Annotated in this window: 16 protein-coding genes; 12 read left to right on the top strand and 4 right to left on the bottom strand. The window is 65.3% G+C overall.

All coding sequences use genetic code 11. The features are described 5' to 3' along the window. Positions 1-35: 35 nt before the first annotated feature. Positions 36-515 (bottom strand): redox-sensitive transcriptional activator SoxR, encoded by a 480-nt coding sequence (gene soxR, locus BG83_RS0115065; RefSeq protein WP_024977527.1) that lies wholly within the window; start codon positions 513-515, stop codon positions 36-38. Between the two features lie 11 nt (positions 516-526). On the opposite strand from soxR, the gene BG83_RS0115060 reads away from it, so the two are divergent. Then, positions 527-946 carry an antibiotic biosynthesis monooxygenase family protein gene (locus tag BG83_RS0115060; protein WP_152543710.1) on the top strand — a complete coding sequence of 140 codons (420 nt, stop codon included), beginning with the start codon at positions 527-529 and terminating at the stop codon, positions 944-946. Between the two features lie 57 nt (positions 947-1,003). On the opposite strand, the gene gcvA is transcribed toward BG83_RS0115060, so the two are convergent. After that, positions 1,004-1,924 (bottom strand): transcriptional regulator GcvA, encoded by a 921-nt coding sequence (gene gcvA, locus BG83_RS0115055; protein WP_024977525.1) that lies wholly within the window; start codon positions 1,922-1,924, stop codon positions 1,004-1,006. Between the two features lie 134 nt (positions 1,925-2,058). On the opposite strand from gcvA, the gene BG83_RS0115050 reads away from it, so the two are divergent. Genes BG83_RS0115050 through BG83_RS0115040 form a run of 3 tightly spaced genes read left to right on the top strand, consistent with a single transcriptional unit; the run spans position 2,059 to position 6,168 of the window. Then, complete coding sequence (locus BG83_RS0115050) at positions 2,059-3,468, top strand: VOC family protein (protein WP_024977524.1); 1,410 nt, start codon at positions 2,059-2,061, stop codon at positions 3,466-3,468. Continuing rightward, positions 3,465-4,715, top strand: a complete 1,251-nt coding sequence (locus tag BG83_RS0115045; protein WP_037031948.1) for a PLP-dependent aminotransferase family protein — start codon at positions 3,465-3,467, stop codon at positions 4,713-4,715. Before BG83_RS0115050 ends, BG83_RS0115045 begins: the two co-directional genes overlap by 4 nt. A 37-nt stretch (positions 4,716-4,752) precedes the next feature. Further along, positions 4,753-6,168, top strand: a complete 1,416-nt coding sequence (locus tag BG83_RS0115040) for an FAD-binding oxidoreductase (RefSeq protein WP_024977522.1) — start codon at positions 4,753-4,755, stop codon at positions 6,166-6,168. 13 nt (positions 6,169-6,181) lie between these two features. Here BG83_RS0115040 and BG83_RS0115035 read toward each other — a convergent pair whose 3' ends face one another. Further along, entirely contained in the window at positions 6,182-7,024 is an 843-nt protein-coding gene (locus tag BG83_RS0115035) for an IclR family transcriptional regulator (protein WP_024977521.1), read from the bottom strand. Positions 7,025-7,212: 188 nt separating this feature from the next. On the opposite strand from BG83_RS0115035, the gene BG83_RS0115030 reads away from it, so the two are divergent. The 8 genes from BG83_RS0115030 (at position 7,213) to BG83_RS0114995 (ending at position 15,521) form a co-directional block, all read left to right on the top strand. Further along, complete coding sequence (locus BG83_RS0115030) at positions 7,213-8,277, top strand: ABC transporter ATP-binding protein (protein ID WP_024977520.1); 1,065 nt, start codon at positions 7,213-7,215, stop codon at positions 8,275-8,277. After that, entirely contained in the window at positions 8,274-9,131 is an 858-nt protein-coding gene (locus BG83_RS0115025) for an ABC transporter permease (RefSeq protein ID WP_024977519.1), read from the top strand. Before BG83_RS0115030 ends, BG83_RS0115025 begins: the two co-directional genes overlap by 4 nt. A gap of 10 nt (positions 9,132-9,141) precedes the next feature. Further along, on the top strand, positions 9,142-9,936 hold the full coding sequence (locus tag BG83_RS0115020; protein WP_024977518.1) for an ABC transporter permease: 795 nt from the start codon (positions 9,142-9,144) through the stop codon (positions 9,934-9,936). Between the two features lie 13 nt (positions 9,937-9,949). Beyond that, entirely contained in the window at positions 9,950-10,276 is a 327-nt protein-coding gene (locus tag BG83_RS0115015) for a (2Fe-2S)-binding protein (protein ID WP_024977517.1), read from the top strand. Beyond that, the gene (locus tag BG83_RS0115010; RefSeq protein WP_024977516.1) at positions 10,276-11,706 is read left to right on the top strand and encodes an NAD(P)/FAD-dependent oxidoreductase; all 1,431 of its coding nucleotides are present in this window, start codon (positions 10,276-10,278) and stop codon (positions 11,704-11,706) included. The genes BG83_RS0115015 and BG83_RS0115010 overlap by 1 nt, the downstream gene beginning before the upstream one ends. Further along, positions 11,699-12,832: an NAD(P)/FAD-dependent oxidoreductase gene (locus tag BG83_RS0115005; RefSeq protein ID WP_024977515.1), complete on the top strand. Its 1,134-nt coding sequence runs from the start codon at positions 11,699-11,701 to the stop codon at positions 12,830-12,832. The genes BG83_RS0115010 and BG83_RS0115005 overlap by 8 nt, the downstream gene beginning before the upstream one ends. A gap of 26 nt (positions 12,833-12,858) precedes the next feature. After that, a complete protein-coding gene (locus tag BG83_RS0115000) occupies positions 12,859-13,923 on the top strand; it encodes an ABC transporter substrate-binding protein (RefSeq protein WP_024977514.1) in 1,065 nt (354 codons plus the stop codon). A 65-nt stretch (positions 13,924-13,988) separates the two neighbouring features. Next, positions 13,989-15,521 (top strand): aldehyde dehydrogenase family protein, encoded by a 1,533-nt coding sequence (locus BG83_RS0114995; protein WP_037031946.1) that lies wholly within the window; start codon positions 13,989-13,991, stop codon positions 15,519-15,521. 71 nt (positions 15,522-15,592) lie between these two features. Here the strand turns inward: BG83_RS0114995 and BG83_RS0114990 are convergent, their stop codons facing one another. After that, positions 15,593-16,858 (bottom strand): serine hydrolase domain-containing protein, encoded by a 1,266-nt coding sequence (locus tag BG83_RS0114990; RefSeq protein ID WP_024977512.1) that lies wholly within the window; start codon positions 16,856-16,858, stop codon positions 15,593-15,595. Positions 16,859-16,912 lie beyond the last annotated feature (54 nt).

Below are 16,912 nucleotides of genomic sequence, written 5' to 3'. Positions count from 1 at the left end.
CCCACCCTGCGGAACACCACTGCAAGTTGCCGCCGTTACGATTTCAGAGGTTTGATCATCAGTCGTCGCGGCCCGGCCCCCTCCTGGGCTAACTTGTCCAGGGGATTGCGCAGGCGGCACCGGTCGATCGACAAGCAGCCACAGCCGATGCAATCGTCCAATGTGTCGCGCAGCTTCTTGAGTTGAGCGATGCGCTCGTCGAGATCACTGCGCCATGTCGTCGACAATCGCGACCAAGCTTCGCGGTCCGGAATGCTGCCCTTCGGCAGTTTGTCCAGCCCGGCCGCTATCTCAGCCAACGAAATTCCGACACGCTGCGCCACACGCACAAACGCTACGCGGCGCAAAACGTCGCGCGAATATCGGCGCTGGTTGCCGCTCGTCCGGTGACTCTCGATGAGGCCCTTGGCTTCGTAGAAATGCAGTGTCGATACAGGCACGCCGCTGCGACGGGATACCTCTCCCACGCTCAACGTGAGCGAAATACCCATTTCTTCCAAGGGATGTTTTTTCATGCGCGAACCTCTTGACCTCAACCTTGCTTGAGATTTTAGAGTACGGCGGTATCTCCTGGCCATTTCTAATGACGAGGTTCCGCATGACATCCGCACAAGCTTCCGACGACTCACACACGGCGGTTTTCCGCATCAGCCGCTTTGCCGTGCCGCCTGCCGCGATGCCGGCTTTCATGGAGCGCATCCAGCAAGCGAGAAACCTGCTTGCAGCCCAACCAGGCTGCTTGAAAAGCTCAGTGCTGACGCACCCCGCTGGCACCGCCGAGTTCAACGTTGTGTCCATCGTCGAATGGGCCAGTCTGCAAGCCATGGAGACCGCCAAATCCGCGATTGAGGCGCAGCAGGTTCAGGAGGGGTTCGATCCGGAAACGTTCCGCCGTGACCTCGGCATTAGCGCCGATACGGCTGTTTATACGGCCGCCACACGTTAAGGAAATCGCGGCGCCGAGCACCTCGCGTGTTTTTGCGCTTTGCGAAAGCGCAGCGCCTCACTCTGCGGACTGCGTGGGCATGAAGTCTTGCGCCGCTTTCACCAGCCATGTCCGCAGCGCTTGCAGCGGCGGATAATCCGCGCGGCTCGTGGGCCAGGCGAGGTAGTAACGCTCGGCGCTTTCCATCTCGGGCACATGCGGCAACGCCCGCACCAGGTCGCCTTGCTGCAGCTCGTGGGTGATCAGAAAACGCGGCAGTAACGCCACGCCCAGGCCGGCAACTGCAGCTTGCGCGGCCGTGGCAAATTGGTCGAACAGCATGCCCTGGGGTTCGGCACCCGTCACGTGGTGGCTGGCCAGCCAACGCGGCCAGGCATCGGGGCGCGAGGCCAGGTGCAACAGCGGCGCATGCAGCAGATCGCGCGGCTGCGCAAAGTCGTAGCGGGCCAGCAATGCCGGGCTGCAAGCAGGCACGACGGTTTCGCTCATCAGCAAGGCCAGTTCCGCCCCCGGCCAGTGCGGTGTACCGAAATGGATGGCCGCGTCCACCGCTTCCAGTTGAAAGTCGAACTGCGACAGCCGCGTCGTCAGATTGATGGTGATGCCGGGGTGCGCGTCAAAAAACGCCGGCAGGCGCGGTGCCAGCCAGCGGGTGCCGAACGTCGGCAGGATGGCCAGATTCAAGCTGCCGCCCTGCGGATTGGCGCGGAACCCGACCGTGGCGCTGGAGATGCGCATCAACGCACCGCGGATTTCCTCCGCATACGCCTGGCCCGCCGCGCTCAGCCGCACGGTCTGGCGTTCACGCACGAATAGCTCAGCGCCCAGGCGATCTTCCAGCGCGCGGATCTGGCGGCTGACGGCGCTCTGCGTCAGGTGCAGCTCGGCAGCGGCAGCCGTGAAGCTCTGGTGGCGCGCGGCGGCCTCGAACGCGCATAGCAGGGACATCGGCGGCAGAAAGCGGCGGGACAGGAACATGGGGCGCAGGAGTTGTGCGGTGCAGAAGTCGCTCAATCATTCTAGTTTGGAATGACCTAGGGCCGGATTATCGTTTGACCGGCGTTCCTTGGCCAACCTAGCATGGCCTCGTCCCTGCCAAACCCCATTCAGTCATGAGCACTGCGCATCAACCTCCGGCGTCGAACTTCATCCACGCGAACGAAATCCGCTCCCGCTTTTCGCGCGCCATGTCCGCCATGTACCGCGAAGAAGTGCCCCAATACGGCACTCTGGTCGAGCTGGTATCCGACATCAACGCTCGCACGCTGGACGCCCAGCCCGCGCTGCGCGCGCAGATGGCGCAGTCGGGCGAACTGGAGCGGCTGGACGTCGAGCGCCACGGCGCCATTCGCGTCGGCACGGCAGCCGAACTGGCCACGCTGCGCCGGCTGTTTGCCGTCATGGGGATGGAGCCGGTGGGTTACTACGATCTTTCGGTGGCTGGCGTGCCCGTGCATTCGACGGCGTTTCGCCCGGTGGCCGATGCCGCGTTGCTGGCCAATCCGTTTCGCGTGTTCACGTCGCTGCTGCGGCTTGAACTGATTGCCGACGCTGCCCTGCGCGACAAGGCCACTGCCATCCTGACGCAACGGCAGATCTTTACGCCGCGCGTGCTGGAACTGATCGCCCAACGCGAAGCTGACGGCGGTCTGGCCGACGCGGATGCGGACGCCTTTGTGCGCGAGGCGCTGGAGACCTTCCGCTGGCACAGCACCGCCACGGTCGATGCCGAGACGTATCGCGCGCTGCAAGCCGCCCACCGCCTGGTGGCCGACGTGGTGTGCTTCCGCGGCCCCCACATCAACCACCTGACGCCGCGCACGCTCGACATCGACGCCGCACAGGCCGCCATGCCCGCACGCGGCATGGACGCCAAAGATGTGGTGGAAGGTCCGCCGCCCCGCAACTGCCCCATCCTGCTGCGCCAGACCAGCTTCAAGGCGCTGCAGGAAGCCGTGCGCTTTACCGACGATGCCGGCGCCCACACGGCGCGCTTTGGCGAAATCGAGCAGCGCGGTGTGGCCCTCACACGCAAGGGCCGCGCGCTATACGACCAACTGCTGGCCGAGGTGCGCAGCATGGGCAATGCCGGCAGTGCCGCACCCAACTACGAAGATCGGCTAGCCCAGGCGTTCCGCGCCTTTCCGGATACCCATGAGGCGTTGCGTGCGCAAGGGCTGGCGTTCTATCGCTACACCCTCACGCCAACGGGCCATGCACACGCCGACAGCGCAGCGGCGGCCGATGCGTCGTTGGATGAACTTCTGGCCAAGGGCTGGGTACAAGCCGATCCCATCACGTATGAAGACTTCTTGCCGGTGAGCGCGGCAGGCATCTTCCAATCCAACCTGGGTGGCGAGGAGCAAAAGCAGTACCAAGCCCACGCCGCACAGCAAGCGTTTGAGGCTGCGCTGGGTGCACGCGTGCATGACGAAATCGCGTTGTACGAGGCGGCGCAGCAGCGCTCGATCGATCAGGTGCGCGCCGTGCTGCGCGGCACGGCCGTCGTGGATGCCGCATGACCGGCCTGCACACACCCGCCGCCATGCCGGGCTTTGCCGCCCCGTTTGCAAACCCCGCCGGCTCGCCCATCCGCGAACTGTTTCCGTACCTCAGCCAGCCGGGGATGATCTCGCTGGCGGGCGGGTATCCGTCGCCCAGTCTGTTCGATGCCGAAGGGTTGGCGCAGGCCGCCGCCCAGGCCATGGCGGGCGATGCGCAAGCCCTGCAATACGGCGCCACTGAAGGGCTGCCCGTCCTTCGCACGGCCCTCGCAGCGCTGATGGGTGCACGGGGCATCCAGGCCAGCGCCGAGCAGATGATGGTGACCACGGGCTCGCAGCAAGCGTTCGACCTTTTGGTGCGGGCGTTGATCGAACCCGGCGATACGGTGTTGGTGGAAGTGCCCGCCTACCCTGCCACGCTGCAAGCCTTGCGCCTGGCACAAGCCCGTATCGTGCCCGTGCCGATGGACGAACACGGCCTGCAGACCGATGCACTGGCCGACCTGCTGCACCGGTTGCCCGCCACGCAGCGCCCCAAGCTGCTCTACACGGTGCCGAATTTTTCCAACCCGCGCGGCACGCTGCTGTCTGCACAGCGGCGCGAAGCCCTCGTCCAGTTGGCCTGCACCCACGGCTTCTGGGTGGTGGAAGACGATCCCTACGGCGAGCTGCGCTTTGATGCGCCGGAGAGCAACGCCGCTGCGATGCCTCCAACCTTGCGTGCCTTGGGCGATCGGCTGGCAGCAGACGGCATGAACCCGGTGGTGTATCTCTCCAGCCTGTCCAAGACCGTTGCTCCCGCGCTGCGGATCGGCTGGATGCTGGCCGACAGCAGCCTGCTGCGCCGCTGCGCCATCGCCAAACAGACGGTGGATCTGTGCACGTCGCCGCTGACGCAAATGGTGGCGGCCCGCTATCTGGCAAGCGACCGCTACCCGGCCACGGTGCAGCGCGCCCGCATCGAGTATCAACGGCGCATGTTGGCCCTGGTGCAAGGCATCGCCACGCAGCTGGATGGCCATGTGCAATGCGCCGCGCCGGCAGGCGGCATGTTTGTCTGGGCGACGTTCGCGCAGTCGATCGACCCGCAAGCGCTCTTTGATGCCGCCGTGTCGCAGCAGGTGCTCTACGTGCCGGGCACGGCGTTCTACCCGGACAACGCACAACTCAACACCATGCGCTTGTCGTTTGCCGCGCCCGAGGTGCCGCAGATCGAGCAGGCCGTGCGGCGGCTGGCTGCGGCGGTAACGCTGTCCATGCGTTGATAGCGCCCTCAAACAGACAACCTTCATCGCCATTGCCATGACACCCGACAACCTGATTCCGGCCTTGCGCGACATCGTGGGCCCCGCCCATGTTCTGACCGGCGACGACTGCGCCGAATACGAATCCGATTGGCGCCAGCGCGTGCGCGGCAAGGCGCTGTGCGTGGTGCGGCCGGGCTGTACGGCGGAAGTGGCCGCGGTCGTGCGCGCGTGTGCGCAAGCTGGAGCGTCCATCGTGCCGCAGGGCGGCAATACGGGCCTGGTGGAAGGCTCGGTGCCAGATGCCAGCGGCGGGCAGATCGTTGTGAGCCTGCGCCGCATGCAGACCGTGCGCGCCATCGACGCGGCCAACATGACGATGACGGTGGATGCCGGTTGCGTACTCCAGTCACTGCAGGACGTGGCAAGCGAGGCGGGCATGCTGTTCCCGTTGAGCCTGGGCGCGGAAGGCAGTTGCACGATCGGCGGCAACCTGGCGACCAACGCGGGCGGCACACAGGTGCTGCGCTATGGCAATGCGCGCGAGCTGTGCCTGGGGCTGGAAGTTGTTCTGGCTGACGGGCAAATCTGGGAGAGCCTGCAAGGCCTGCGCAAGGACAACACCGGCTATGACCTGCGCAATCTGTTCATCGGCAGCGAGGGCTCGCTGGGCATCATCACGGCGGCCACGCTGCGCCTCTATCCGCAACCGGCCGCGCAGTTGACAGCGTGGGCCGCCGTGCCTTCGCTGCAAGCAGCCACGGCGTTGCTGGCCTTGTCGCACCGGCATCTGTCTGCCGCGCTCACAGGCTTTGAAGTGATGAGCCAGGAAGGGCTCCGGCTGGTCGACTCGCACTATCCACATCTGCGCGTGCCGATGTGGCGCGACACGATGTGGTGCGTCTTGCTGGAAGCCTCCGACAGTGAGTCAGAGGCGCACGCCCGGGCGCAGTTTGAACACCTGCTGGAAACCGCGATGGAAGACGGCATCGTGACCGACGCGATCATCGCCGAGAACATCCGGCAGGCGCACGACCTGTGGCACATCCGCGAGAGCATCACCCTGGCCCAGGCGGCCGAAGGGCCCAACATCAAACACGATGTCTCGGTGCCGATCTCGCGCATTCCCGAGTTTGTGGCGCAGACCGATGCGCAACTGCAGGCCCTGGCGCCCGGGCTGCGGCTCATCAATTTCGGGCACCTGGGCGATGGAAACCTGCACTACAACGTGCAGCCGCCGGCGGGCGCGGATGCTGCAGCGTTCGTTGCCGCGCATGAGGCTGCGATTGGCGATGCGGTGTACCAGTCCGTCCACCGATTTGGCGGTTCGATCTCAGCCGAACATGGCATCGGCTCGCTCAAGCGCGATCATCTTTCGCACTACAAGGCGCCGGTGGCCCTGCAATTGATGCGGACCATCAAGCAGGCACTTGACCCGCAAGGCTTGCTGAACCCGGGTCGCGTGCTCGCATGATCGCCTGGTCAGATCAGATGGCGCGATAGGTATCGCTCACGGCCATTGATTGCATGGGCCGACGCAGTGTCGGGTCAAACGGATTGATCTGCGTGGTCAGCCGATTGGCCTCGCGCAGCAGCATGTCGTAGACGATGGGCAGGCGCTCGGCGCTCAGGCGGTTGGCAAGCGTCCCCACAGAAAGCGCGGCGACGACATTGCCATTGCGATCGAACACCGGCACGGCAATGCCTGCCATGCCTTCGAGCAACCCGTCCGTCTTGGCGCTGTAGCCGAGTTCGCGCGCCTTTCTGACCTCGGAGCGCAGATAGACCTCGTCGTACACGCTGTAGTGCCGGATGCGCGGCAAGTTGTAGCGCAGCACCTCCTCCTGCTCGGCCTCGGGCAGGTGCGCCAGGATCACCAGGGCGCCCTGCCCCACTCCTAGTTCGATCCGGCCGCCCACGTCGCCGGTGAAGGTGCGAATCGGATATTGGCCTTCCACGCGATCCAGACACACCGCATCAAAGCCCGAGCGCACCAGCAGCAACACTGTGTCGCCCAGGCTGGCATTCAGCCGCAGCAGGGCCGGCCGGGCGACCGAGCGCAAGTCGTTCACCGCACCGGCCTGGGCCGCCAGGCAGAACAGGTCCAGGCTCAGCCGGTACAGCTTGTTCTGCTGATCCTGCTCGACCATGCCTTCTTGCGTCAGCCCCTGCAGCAGGCGGTGCGTGGTGGCGGGGGTCATTCCCAGCGTCTTGGCCAGGTAGGTGACGCGCACACCTTGGTGCTGCTGCTCCGCCATGGTGCGCAGGATCTGGAAGGTGCGGTGCATGGCGCTGCGCTGATGCGCGTCGTCGTCGGAATCTACGGACATAAAGCTGGAACGGACTGAATTCGGTTGATCGATTGTATTCCGATGAACGGAATAAATATGAGAAAAATTCCAACTACAGCGTATACACCTAGGCTGGAACGATGTTTTGGCACAGGTGTTGCAATAGCATAGCCATATTGTTCAAACAGAAGCGTCTGGCGACGCCCCCAAGTCGCAAAGGATGACCGATGAGTTTTCTGCGCCTCAACCATGTCTCCAAGCAGTACGGCGACCTGCGGGTCGTTCAGGACTTCAACCTGAACGTGCACAAGGGCGAGTTCGTCTCGCTGCTGGGCCCATCGGGCTGCGGCAAGACCACGACCCTGCAGATGATTGCGGGCTTCGCGGAGGTGACGGAAGGCTCGATCGAGCTGGACGGCAAGGACATCACCCGTGCCAAGGCCAACGCGCGCGGCCTGGGGATCGTGTTCCAGACCTACGCGCTGTTCCCGCACATGACGGTGCGCGAGAACGTGGAATTCGGGCTGGAGATGCGCAAGTGCCCCGCAGCAGAGCGCCGTGAGCGCGCCATGCAGACGCTGGCGCTGGTGCACCTGGACAAGCACGTTGATCGCTACCCGCGCGAACTCTCGGGCGGCCAGCGCCAGCGCGTTGCCCTGGCGCGGGCGCTGGTCATCAAGCCGCCGGTGCTGCTGCTGGATGAGCCGCTGTCGAACCTGGACGCCAAGCTGCGCGAAGAGATGCAGTTCGAGCTGCGCGAGATCCAGCGCAAGGTCGGCACGACCACCATCATGGTCACCCACGATCAGGCCGAAGCCATGTCGATCAGCGATCGCGTGGTCGTCATGGAGGCGGGCCGCATCACCCAGGTGGATACACCGCTGGCGGTGTATGAGCATCCGCGCAATGCGTTCATCTCCACCTTTGTCGGCAAGGCCAATCTGCTGCATGCCGCGGTGGTGTCGGGCACCGACGGCGAACTTCGCGCATCGATCGGTTCCGTGCAACTCGCGCTGCCGCCGGGCACGCCGGTGGGCAGCAAGGTTGTGCTGGCGCTGCGCCCGGAAAAGATGACGTGCACCGCCGACGGCGCCGGCCGCTGTGAAGGCCGCGTGACCGAACGCTTCTTCCTCGGCAACCAGTGGATGTACACCGTCGACACGCCGCTCGGCGCGATGCTGGTATCCGCCGTCAACGATGGCGATGCCCCGCGCGAAGTGGGCCAGACCGTCGGCGTGGATTGGCAGGACCGCTATGTCCGCGTGATCGGTACCGAGGGGCATGCAGCATGAGCCGCAGACCGACCTGGGTGCCATGGAGCATGACCGGCCCAGCGCTGGCCCTCTTTGCCGTGATGCTGTTCGTGCCGCTCGCGCTGAGCGTGATTTTGTCGTTCAACGTGTTCGATGCCGACAAGGGCCCCATTGCGGGCACCTTCACGTTCGTGCACTACCTGCACGTGGTGCAAGACCCGTACTACTACGAGATCTTCTGGCGCACGCTGCGCGTCTCGGCACTCGTGACGCTGGTCTGCATCCTGATTGGCGCGCCCGAGGCCTACATCCTGAGCCGGATGCGCAAGCCGTGGCGTTCGATCTTTCTGCTCGTCATTCTCGCGCCGCTGCTGATCTCGGTCGTGGTGCGCGCCTTCGGCTGGAGCATGCTGCTCGGGCCCGAAGGCCTGATCAACGCCGCGTTCAAGGCCGTTGGCATCGGCCCGGTCAAGCTGCTGTACAACGAGACGGCCGTCGTGATTGCGCTGGTGCACGTGATGCTGCCGTTCATGGTCATCCCGGTGTGGACCTCGCTGCAAAAGCTCGACCCGTGGGTGGAAAACGCCGCGCTGTCATTGTCCGCATCGCACTTCACCACCTTGCGCCGCGTGGTGCTGCCGCAGGTCATGCCGGGCATTCTGTCGGGCAGCCTGATCGTGTTCGGCCTGGCGGCCAGCTCATTCGCCATTCCGGGCCTGCTGGGCGGGCGCCGCGTGAAGATGGTCGCCACGCTCATCTACGACGAATACCTGAACGAACTGAACTGGCCGCTGGGCGCAGCCATCGCGCTGATTCTGCTGGCGGCCAACCTCGTCATCATGCTGGGCTGGAACCGCATGATTGAAGGGCGCTACAAAAGAACGCTGGGCTGAAGGAGCGCACATGCAAAAGAACGGACCGCTCGCGCTCATCTTCAACGCGCTCGTCATCATCTTCATGCTGGCACCGCTGGTGATCGTGTGCATCGTCGCCTTCACGCCTGAAGAAACGCTCACACTGCCGACCCATCATTTCTCGCTGCGCTGGTTCGATCAGGTGCTGCATCACCCCGACTTCGTGCAATCGTTCTGGAACAGTCTGTGGCTGGGCCTGGCGGCGGCCACGCTGTCTACCGCGCTGGCAGTGCCGGCCGCCATGGCCATCGTCCGCTACCGCGCGCCGGGGCTGCAGTATTTGCAAGGCGTGTTTCTGTCACCGCTGATCATTCCGCACCTGGTGCTGGGCGTGGCGCTGCTGCGCATGTTCTCGCTGGTGGGCGGGCAAGGCAGCTTCGGCTGGCTGATCTTCGCCCATGCACTGATCGTCACGCCGTACACCATGCGGCTGGTGATGGCAGCGCTGGTGGGCTTTGACCACTCGGTCGAGCACGCCGCTTATTCGCTGGGTGCGAGCAGCTTCACGGTGTTCCGCCGCATGACGTTGCCGATGATCCTGCCGGGCATCACGGGCGGGTGGCTGCTGGCCTTCATCAACAGCTTTGATGAACTGACCATGTCGATCTTCGTGGTGTCGCCCGCCACCGTCACGCTGCCGGTGCGCATGTACATGTACGCCACGGAATCGCTCGACCCGATGATGGCCGCCGTCTCGGCGCTGATCGTCTTCCTCACGCTCGCGCTGATGCTGCTGCTGGACAAGGTCTACGGCCTGGACCGCATTCTGATCGGCAAGCATTGAGACACAGATCACGATGAACGCTCCTGCAAATCCATCGGCCCGCGCGCAGCTCCAGCGCCTCAAAGAGCGCAACCGCCCCGCGGTGCCCTTCGTGCTGGATGGCCGCCCCGCCGAAGCGCTTGCCGGCGACACCGTCCTGACGGCTGTGCTCACGCAAACACGCCAGTTGCGCTTGAACGAATTCAGCCAGCAGCCGCGCGCCGGTTTCTGCCTGATGGGCGCGTGCCAGGACTGCTGGGTGCGTCTGGCCGATGGCAAATCGCTGCGCGCGTGCCAGACCATGATCGAACCCGGCATGCACATCTGCACGCAACCGGCTGGCAGCGAGGGAGCCGCGTGATGACGCAACCCGCCCCCACGCTGCAGCGCCAGTCGCAGGCGGATCTGCCGCCAGTCATCATCGGTGCGGGGCCGGCAGGTGTGCGTGCGGCGCAGACGCTGCTGGCGCACGGCCTCAAGCCCATCGTGCTGGATGAGGCTCCGCGCGCCGGCGGTCAGATCTATCGCCGCCAGCCGGATGGCTTTGCCCGGAGCGCGGCCGATCTGTACGGCACCGAAGCCGCGCGTGCGCAGGCCGTACATGCCGCCTTTGACCAGCTCCAGCCACAGATCGATTACCACCCGCAGACCCTGGTGTGGAATGCCCAGCCCGATCTGCTCGACCTGCTGCATGTGCCTACGCGCGCGGTCAGCAGCCTGCCCTGGCGCGATGTGATTGTCGCCACCGGCGCCACAGACCGTGTGCTGCCGATCCCGGGTTGGACACTGCCGGGCGTCTATACGCTGGGCGGCGCGCAAGTCGCGCTCAAGTACCAGGGCTGCGCGATTGGCGATGCCGTCGTGTTTGCAGGCACCGGCCCGCTGCTGTATCTGGTGGCCTGCCAGTACGCCAAGGCCGGCGCAAACGTCGTGGCGGTGCTGGACACTGCCCCGGCCACCGCGCGCTACAAGGCGGCGCCGGCCATGCTGGGCCAGCCTGGCGTCATGGCCAAGGGCATGGCGCTGGTGGGCTGGCTCAAGCTGCACGGCATCCCCATGCATCACGGCGTGCGTTTGCTGCGCGCGGAAGGCGATGCGGCATTGGAGCACCTCGTCTGGCAAGACAGCGCCGGCCGCGAACAACGCACGGCTTGCTCCGCTGTGGGCATGGGTTACGCACTGCGGCCCGAAACACAGCTCGCCGATCTGCTGGGCTGCGCGTTCGAGTTTTCTGCACTGCACCGCTGCCATGTGCCGCGCATCGACGCCATGCGGCGCAGCTCGGTCGCGGGCGTGTATCTGGCAGGCGATGGCGCGGGCATCATGGGCGCCGATGCAGCCGAGTACTCGGGCGAATTGGCGGCGCTCGCCCTGTTGCAGGATCGGCAAATCACCGTCGACACCAATCGCTTGGCTGCGCTGCGCCAGCGTCTGCAGAAGATCGAGCGGTTCCGCCACGCGCTGGAAGTGGCCTTCCCCTTTCCCGATGACTGGGCCGCGCACGCCAGCGACGACCTGGTCGTATGCCGCTGCGAAAACGTCACCGCAGGCACTCTGCGCCAGACGGCAGCGGAATGCGGCGTGCACGAGCTGAACCGGCTGAAGGCGCTGTGCCGGGTGGGCATGGGCCGCTGCCAGGGCCGGATGTGCGGCGCAGCGGCAGCGGAAATCCTGGCGCACGCGCAGTCCGTTCCGCTGGCGCAAGTGGGCCGGTTGCGCGGCCAGGCACCGATCAAGCCGCTACCGCTGGATGTGACCGAGGCAAGCGAACCGGAGAGCCACCATGCGTGAGCAGCTTGCGTGCGACGTGGCCATCATCGGCGGCGGCATCATGGGCAGCGCCACCGCGCTGTTCCTGCGCCGGCGCGGGCTGGCCGTCACGTTGCTCGAGCGCGACCTGTGCGGTTCGCGCTCAAGCGGCGTCAATTTTGGCGGTGTGCGGCGTCAGGGGCGCTCCATTGAGCAATTGCCGCTGGCCCAGCGTTCGCACCAGATCTGGGGGCGTCTGACCGAGTTGATCGGCACCGAGGCCGAGTACGAGCGCAGCGGGCACTTCAAGATCGCTCGTTGCGTGGCTGACATGGAATCGCTGGCCAGCTATGCAGCACGCAGCGAGGGCTTTGGCCTCGGGTTGCAGCTCATTGAAGGCCAGGCTGCGCTGCAGAAATATTTTCCGATGGGCGGCGATCAGATCGTCGGCGGCTCGCTGTGCCCTGAAGACGGGCAGGCCAATCCGCGCCTGCTGTCGCCCGCATTTGCGCGCGCGGCGCACGCGGCAGGCGCCGATGTGCGCGAGCACGCGCCGGTGCAATCGGTCGAGCACGATGGCGCCCGCTTCGTCATTCATGCACGGCAGCATGACCGCGATCTGGAGGTCAAAGCCTCCGCGCTCGTCAACTGCGCCGGCGCCTGGGCAGCGCAGTTTGCAGCGCAGTGGGGCGAGCCCGTGCCGATGTTCACCATCCCGCCCACCATGGGCGTGACCGAGCCGCTGCCGTTTTTCCTGCCCTGGAGCCTGGGCGTGGAAGGCGGCGGCATCTACTGCCGGCAGGTGCGGCGCGGCAATGTGGTATTCGGCGGCGGGCGCGGCTACGTATTGGACGACCAGCGCGCGCGCTCGTCGCACGTGGCGATCCTGCGCCAGTTGCCGCAGTTGGCTGCCCTGCTGCCACAACTCACGGGCGCCCACATCATCCGCACGTGGAGCGGCACGGAAGGCAACCTGCCCGACGACCAGCCCGTGATTGGGCCCAGTGCCCGCCGCCCCGGCCTGTTCCACGCCTTTGGCTTTGCCGGCGCCGGCTTCCAGCTCGGGCCAGGCGTGGGCGATGTCATGGCCGAGCTGATTGCCGAAGGCCGCACCACCACGCCGATCGAACCCTTTTCCATCCAACGCTTTCTGCAACCCGCAGCTTGATGCACTTGATGCCCCAGGAGACCACCATGCTTGTGAAACACGCGAAAACATCGTTCACGTCCATCATTGCAGCGGCTGCCGGAACCGCGCTGCTCGCCGCCGGCGCCGCCCACGCCGAAACCAAGACGCTGTACATCGGCATGAACGGCGGCAACATGGAACGCACCTACACGCAGTTCGTATTCCCGCCGTTCGAGAAGGCCAACAACGTCAAGGTCGTCGTCGTGCCCGGCACCTCGACCGACATCCTCGCCAAGGCCCAGGCGACCAAGGGCAAGGCGCAGATGCACGTGATGACGCTGGACGACGGCGTCATGTTCCGCGCCATCGGCATGGGGCTATGCGAAAAGCTCAAGCCTTCGGCCAACCTGTCGGCCGTGCCCGCCATTGCCCACCTCAAGGGGGACTACGCCGTGGGCCTGTCGATGGGGCTGACCGGCCTGGCCTACAGCACCAAGATCTTTGCCGACAAGGGCTGGACGCCGCCGACCTCGTGGGGCGATCTGGCTGACCCGAAATACAAGGGCAAGGTGGTCGTGCAATCCATGCCGGCTTCGTCGTTTGGGCTGGATGCCTTCCTGATGTTCAACCGCCTCAAGGGCGGCACTGAAAAGAACGTCGATCCGGCCTTCAAGGCATGGCCCACCACCATCGGCCCGAACGTGGTCGAGTACATCCCCAACTCGTCGAAGGTGGTGGAGATGATGCAGGCCGGCGATGCCGCGCTGTTTCCCTACACGCTCACGCAGGTCGAGCTGATGAAGTCCAAGGGCATCCCGATGGAATTCGTCGCCCCCAAGGAAGGCGCCGTCGTTCTGCTGACGGCGCAGTGCGTGCTGGCCAACAACCCGGATGCCGATCTGGCGCAGAAGCTGGCGGACTACCTGATCAGCCCCGAGGCCCAGGCGCTCGCCATGGAAAACGGCTCCTACAATCCAGTCAACCCCAAGGCGCCGCTCAAGGGCAAGGCGGCGGACGAGCAGAACAAGATGAACAACATCCTGAAGACGGCCGTTGCCCTGGACTGGGACGTGATCAACGCCGAACGCCCCGAGTGGAGCAAGCGCTGGAACCGCACCGTCGAGCGTTGAGTTGAGCGCTGCCGCAACGCAACAGTTTTTTGATTGAACACGAAAGAACAGCAAGGATTCGCGCCATGTCAGATTCACGAACACGATTGCAGACCGTACTGAAGGCCCTCGGCCTGGACCTGAAGGCCTACGAAGGGTCGGACTGGACGAGCCGCGCCCCGCGCGATGGCGCGGTATTGGCGACCGTGAAATCGCATACCGCCAGCGAGGCCGAGGCTGCCATCCAGGGCGCGCATCAGGCGTATCTGGCATGGCGTACCGTGCCGGCACCCGTGCGCGGAGAACTGGTGCGCCGCCTGGGCGAGGTCCTGCGCACGCACAAGGCAGCGCTTGGCGAACTGGTCTCACTGGAGGCAGGCAAGATCACCTCCGAGGGCCTGGGCGAAGTGCAGGAGATGATCGACATCTGCGACTTTGCCGTCGGTCTGTCGCGGCAACTGCATGGCTTGACCATCGCCAGCGAGCGCCCTGGGCACCGCATGATGGAAACCTGGCATCCGATGGGGGTGGTGGGCATCATCTCGGCGTTCAACTTTCCGGTGGCGGTGTGGTCGTGGAACGCTGCGCTGGCCCTGGTGTGCGGCAACGCCATCGTGTGGAAGCCGTCGGAGAAGACACCGCTGACGGCCATTGCTTGCCAGCACCTGATGCAGCAGGTTGTCGACGCGTTCAATGCGGAAAAGCCAGGGGCCATTCCTGCCGGGCTGAGCCAACTGCTGATCGGCGGGCGCGATGTGGGCGAAGCGCTGGTTGCCAGCCACCTTGTGCCGATCGTCAGCGCCACGGGCTCGACGCGCATGGGCCGTCAGGTGGGCGTGAAAGTGGCGGAACGCTTTGGCCGCTCGATCCTGGAGCTGGGCGGCAACAACGCGATGATCGTCACGCCTTCGGCGGATCTGGAACTGGCGGCACGCGCCATCACCTTTGCCGCCGTTGGCACGGCGGGCCAACGCTGCACGTCGTTGCGCCGCCTGATCGTGCACCGCTCGGTGGCCGACACACTCCTCGCCCGTCTGGAAAAGATCTACCAGAGCATTGCGATTGGCGACCCGCTGGCGGACGGCATGCTGGTCGGCCCGTTGATCGACCAGGCTGCCTTCGACGGCATGCAGCAGGCACTGGCGCAGGCCCGCGCTGAAGGGGGCGAAGTACTGGGTGGCGAGCGCGTGCGCGAAGACCTGGGCACCGACGCCTGGTACGTGCGCCCCGCGCTGGTCAAAATGCCGAAGCCGACGAAGGTGATGGAAAGCGAGACCTTCGCACCGATCCTCTATGTCGTGACGTATGACGGCGACACCGAGCAGGCCATCGCCATCCAGAACGGCGTGCCGCAGGGCCTGTCGTCCGCCATCTTCACGGCAAACCTGAGCGATGCCGAGCGCTTCATGTCGTCGGCGGGCAGCGACTGCGGCATTGCCAACGTCAACATCGGCACATCGGGCGCCGAGATCGGCGGTGCATTCGGCGGCGAGAAGGAAACCGGCGGCGGCCGCGAATCCGGCTCGGACGCATGGAAGGGTTACATGCGCCGCGCCACCAACACCGTCAACTACAGCGGCGCGCTGCCGCTGGCGCAGGGCGTCCGGTTCGACGTTTGATCGGCGTTTAATCGACGTGATGATCAGGCGGCGGCGCGGAATGCTCCGCCGCCTTGATGGTCAACGCGGGCTCAACGCGCCGCGCCACCTACATCCGTGATCGCGCTATAGACAAGCGTGCGCAATTGCCGACGCACGGGGTAAGCAGACGACGGCAGGACCTGCGTCAGGAACAGGCCGATCAGATCCTCCTGCGGGTCCACCCAGAAGAAGGTGCCAGCCGCGCCGCCCCAGAAGAAATCGCCCGTGCTGCCGGGAATCAACGTGGCCGCCTGGGAGATCGTGGTTGCAAAGCCCAGCCCGAACCCCACGCCGTCATAGGCTGCCTCGCTGAACATCGAAGGCGACGATAGGCTCGACATGTCGCGCCCGCCCGGCAGATGGTTGGCCGTCATCAACGCCAGCGTTTTCGGCCCCAGCAGGCGCACGCCATCCAGCTCGCCGCCCTGCAGCAGCATGCGTGAGAAGCGCAGGTAGTCCGCTGCGGTAGAAACCAAACCGCCACCGCCAGAAATGAAGCTGAGCGGCTTCAGGTACGGGCTGGCGCGCGGATCGTCCTGCAAGACCGGCCCACGATCGGACACCGTCTTCGACCCCATCGCCCCCACGGCATAGCATGCGCAGAGGCGCGACGCCTTCTCTTCCGGCACATGAAAGGCCGTATCGACCATGCCAAGCGGGTCGAAAATCCGCTCCTTCAGGAACGTCTCGAACGGGATGCCGCTGATCTTGCCGACCAGGTAGCCGAGCACATCGGTGGAGACGGAGTAGTTCCACGCGTCGCCCGGAGAGAACTCCAGCGGCACGCCGGCCAGCTTTTCGATCATCTCGTCGAGCGTGCCATCGGTGGCGATGTCGCCCAGCTTCAGCCGGCGGTACGCCGCGTCGATATTCGTGTTCTGGTGGAAGCCATAGGTCAGGCCGGAGGTGTGGCGCAGCAGGTCGACCATGCGCATGGGGCGTTTGACCGGGCGCGACTGGAAGCCCTCCATGAAGCCGCCGGCGTGCACGCCCAGGTTCGCCCACGCGGGGATGAACTTGCTGACCGGATCGTCCAGCGCGACCTTGCATTCCTCCACCAGCATCATGAACGCCACCGACGTGATGGGCTTGGTCATCGAGTAGATGCGGAAAATCGAGTCTTCGGCCAGCGGCACCTGGCGCTCGCGGTCGGCCAGGCCCAGCACGGAGTTCAAGGCCAGTTCGCCGCGCCGCCATACCTGGACGAGCGCGCCGGGCAGCTTGCCCGTCGCAATGTAAGCGTCATCGATGAAGCGCTCGACCCGTGCGAGCCGATCGCGGGACATCCCCTGCGTTTGCGTGCCTTGCCTGTCCATGCCTTCTCCTTGCATTGATGCCCGCGCCGGGCGCAGGCTTGCCAGACTCCGATC

It is taken from the genome of Ralstonia pickettii (assembly GCF_000607165.1).
In the GTDB taxonomy this organism is placed as follows: domain Bacteria; phylum Pseudomonadota; class Gammaproteobacteria; order Burkholderiales; family Burkholderiaceae; genus Ralstonia; species Ralstonia holmesii.
Note: the sequence above shows the minus strand (reverse complement) of the source record. Positions and strands in the feature narration are given on the sequence as shown.

Coding starts and splice junctions, on each gene's coding strand:
- BG83_RS0115015 (WP_024977517.1), top strand. CDS start 9,950: ATGAACGCTCCTGCAAATCCATCGGCCCGCGCGCAGCTCCAGCGCCTC.
- BG83_RS0114990 (WP_024977512.1), bottom strand. CDS start 16,858: ATGGACAGGCAAGGCACGCAAACGCAGGGGATGTCCCGCGATCGGCTC.
- BG83_RS0115020 (WP_024977518.1), top strand. CDS start 9,142: ATGCAAAAGAACGGACCGCTCGCGCTCATCTTCAACGCGCTCGTCATC.
- BG83_RS0115050 (WP_024977524.1), top strand. CDS start 2,059: ATGAGCACTGCGCATCAACCTCCGGCGTCGAACTTCATCCACGCGAAC.
- BG83_RS0115035 (WP_024977521.1), bottom strand. CDS start 7,024: ATGTCCGTAGATTCCGACGACGACGCGCATCAGCGCAGCGCCATGCAC.
- BG83_RS0114995 (WP_037031946.1), top strand. CDS start 13,989: ATGTCAGATTCACGAACACGATTGCAGACCGTACTGAAGGCCCTCGGC.
- BG83_RS0115040 (WP_024977522.1), top strand. CDS start 4,753: ATGACACCCGACAACCTGATTCCGGCCTTGCGCGACATCGTGGGCCCC.
- BG83_RS0115000 (WP_024977514.1), top strand. CDS start 12,859: ATGCTTGTGAAACACGCGAAAACATCGTTCACGTCCATCATTGCAGCG.
- BG83_RS0115010 (WP_024977516.1), top strand. CDS start 10,276: ATGACGCAACCCGCCCCCACGCTGCAGCGCCAGTCGCAGGCGGATCTG.
- BG83_RS0115025 (WP_024977519.1), top strand. CDS start 8,274: ATGAGCCGCAGACCGACCTGGGTGCCATGGAGCATGACCGGCCCAGCG.
- BG83_RS0115045 (WP_037031948.1), top strand. CDS start 3,465: ATGACCGGCCTGCACACACCCGCCGCCATGCCGGGCTTTGCCGCCCCG.
- BG83_RS0115030 (WP_024977520.1), top strand. CDS start 7,213: ATGAGTTTTCTGCGCCTCAACCATGTCTCCAAGCAGTACGGCGACCTG.
- soxR (WP_024977527.1), bottom strand. CDS start 515: ATGAAAAAACATCCCTTGGAAGAAATGGGTATTTCGCTCACGTTGAGC.
- BG83_RS0115005 (WP_024977515.1), top strand. CDS start 11,699: ATGCGTGAGCAGCTTGCGTGCGACGTGGCCATCATCGGCGGCGGCATC.
- gcvA (WP_024977525.1), bottom strand. CDS start 1,924: ATGTTCCTGTCCCGCCGCTTTCTGCCGCCGATGTCCCTGCTATGCGCG.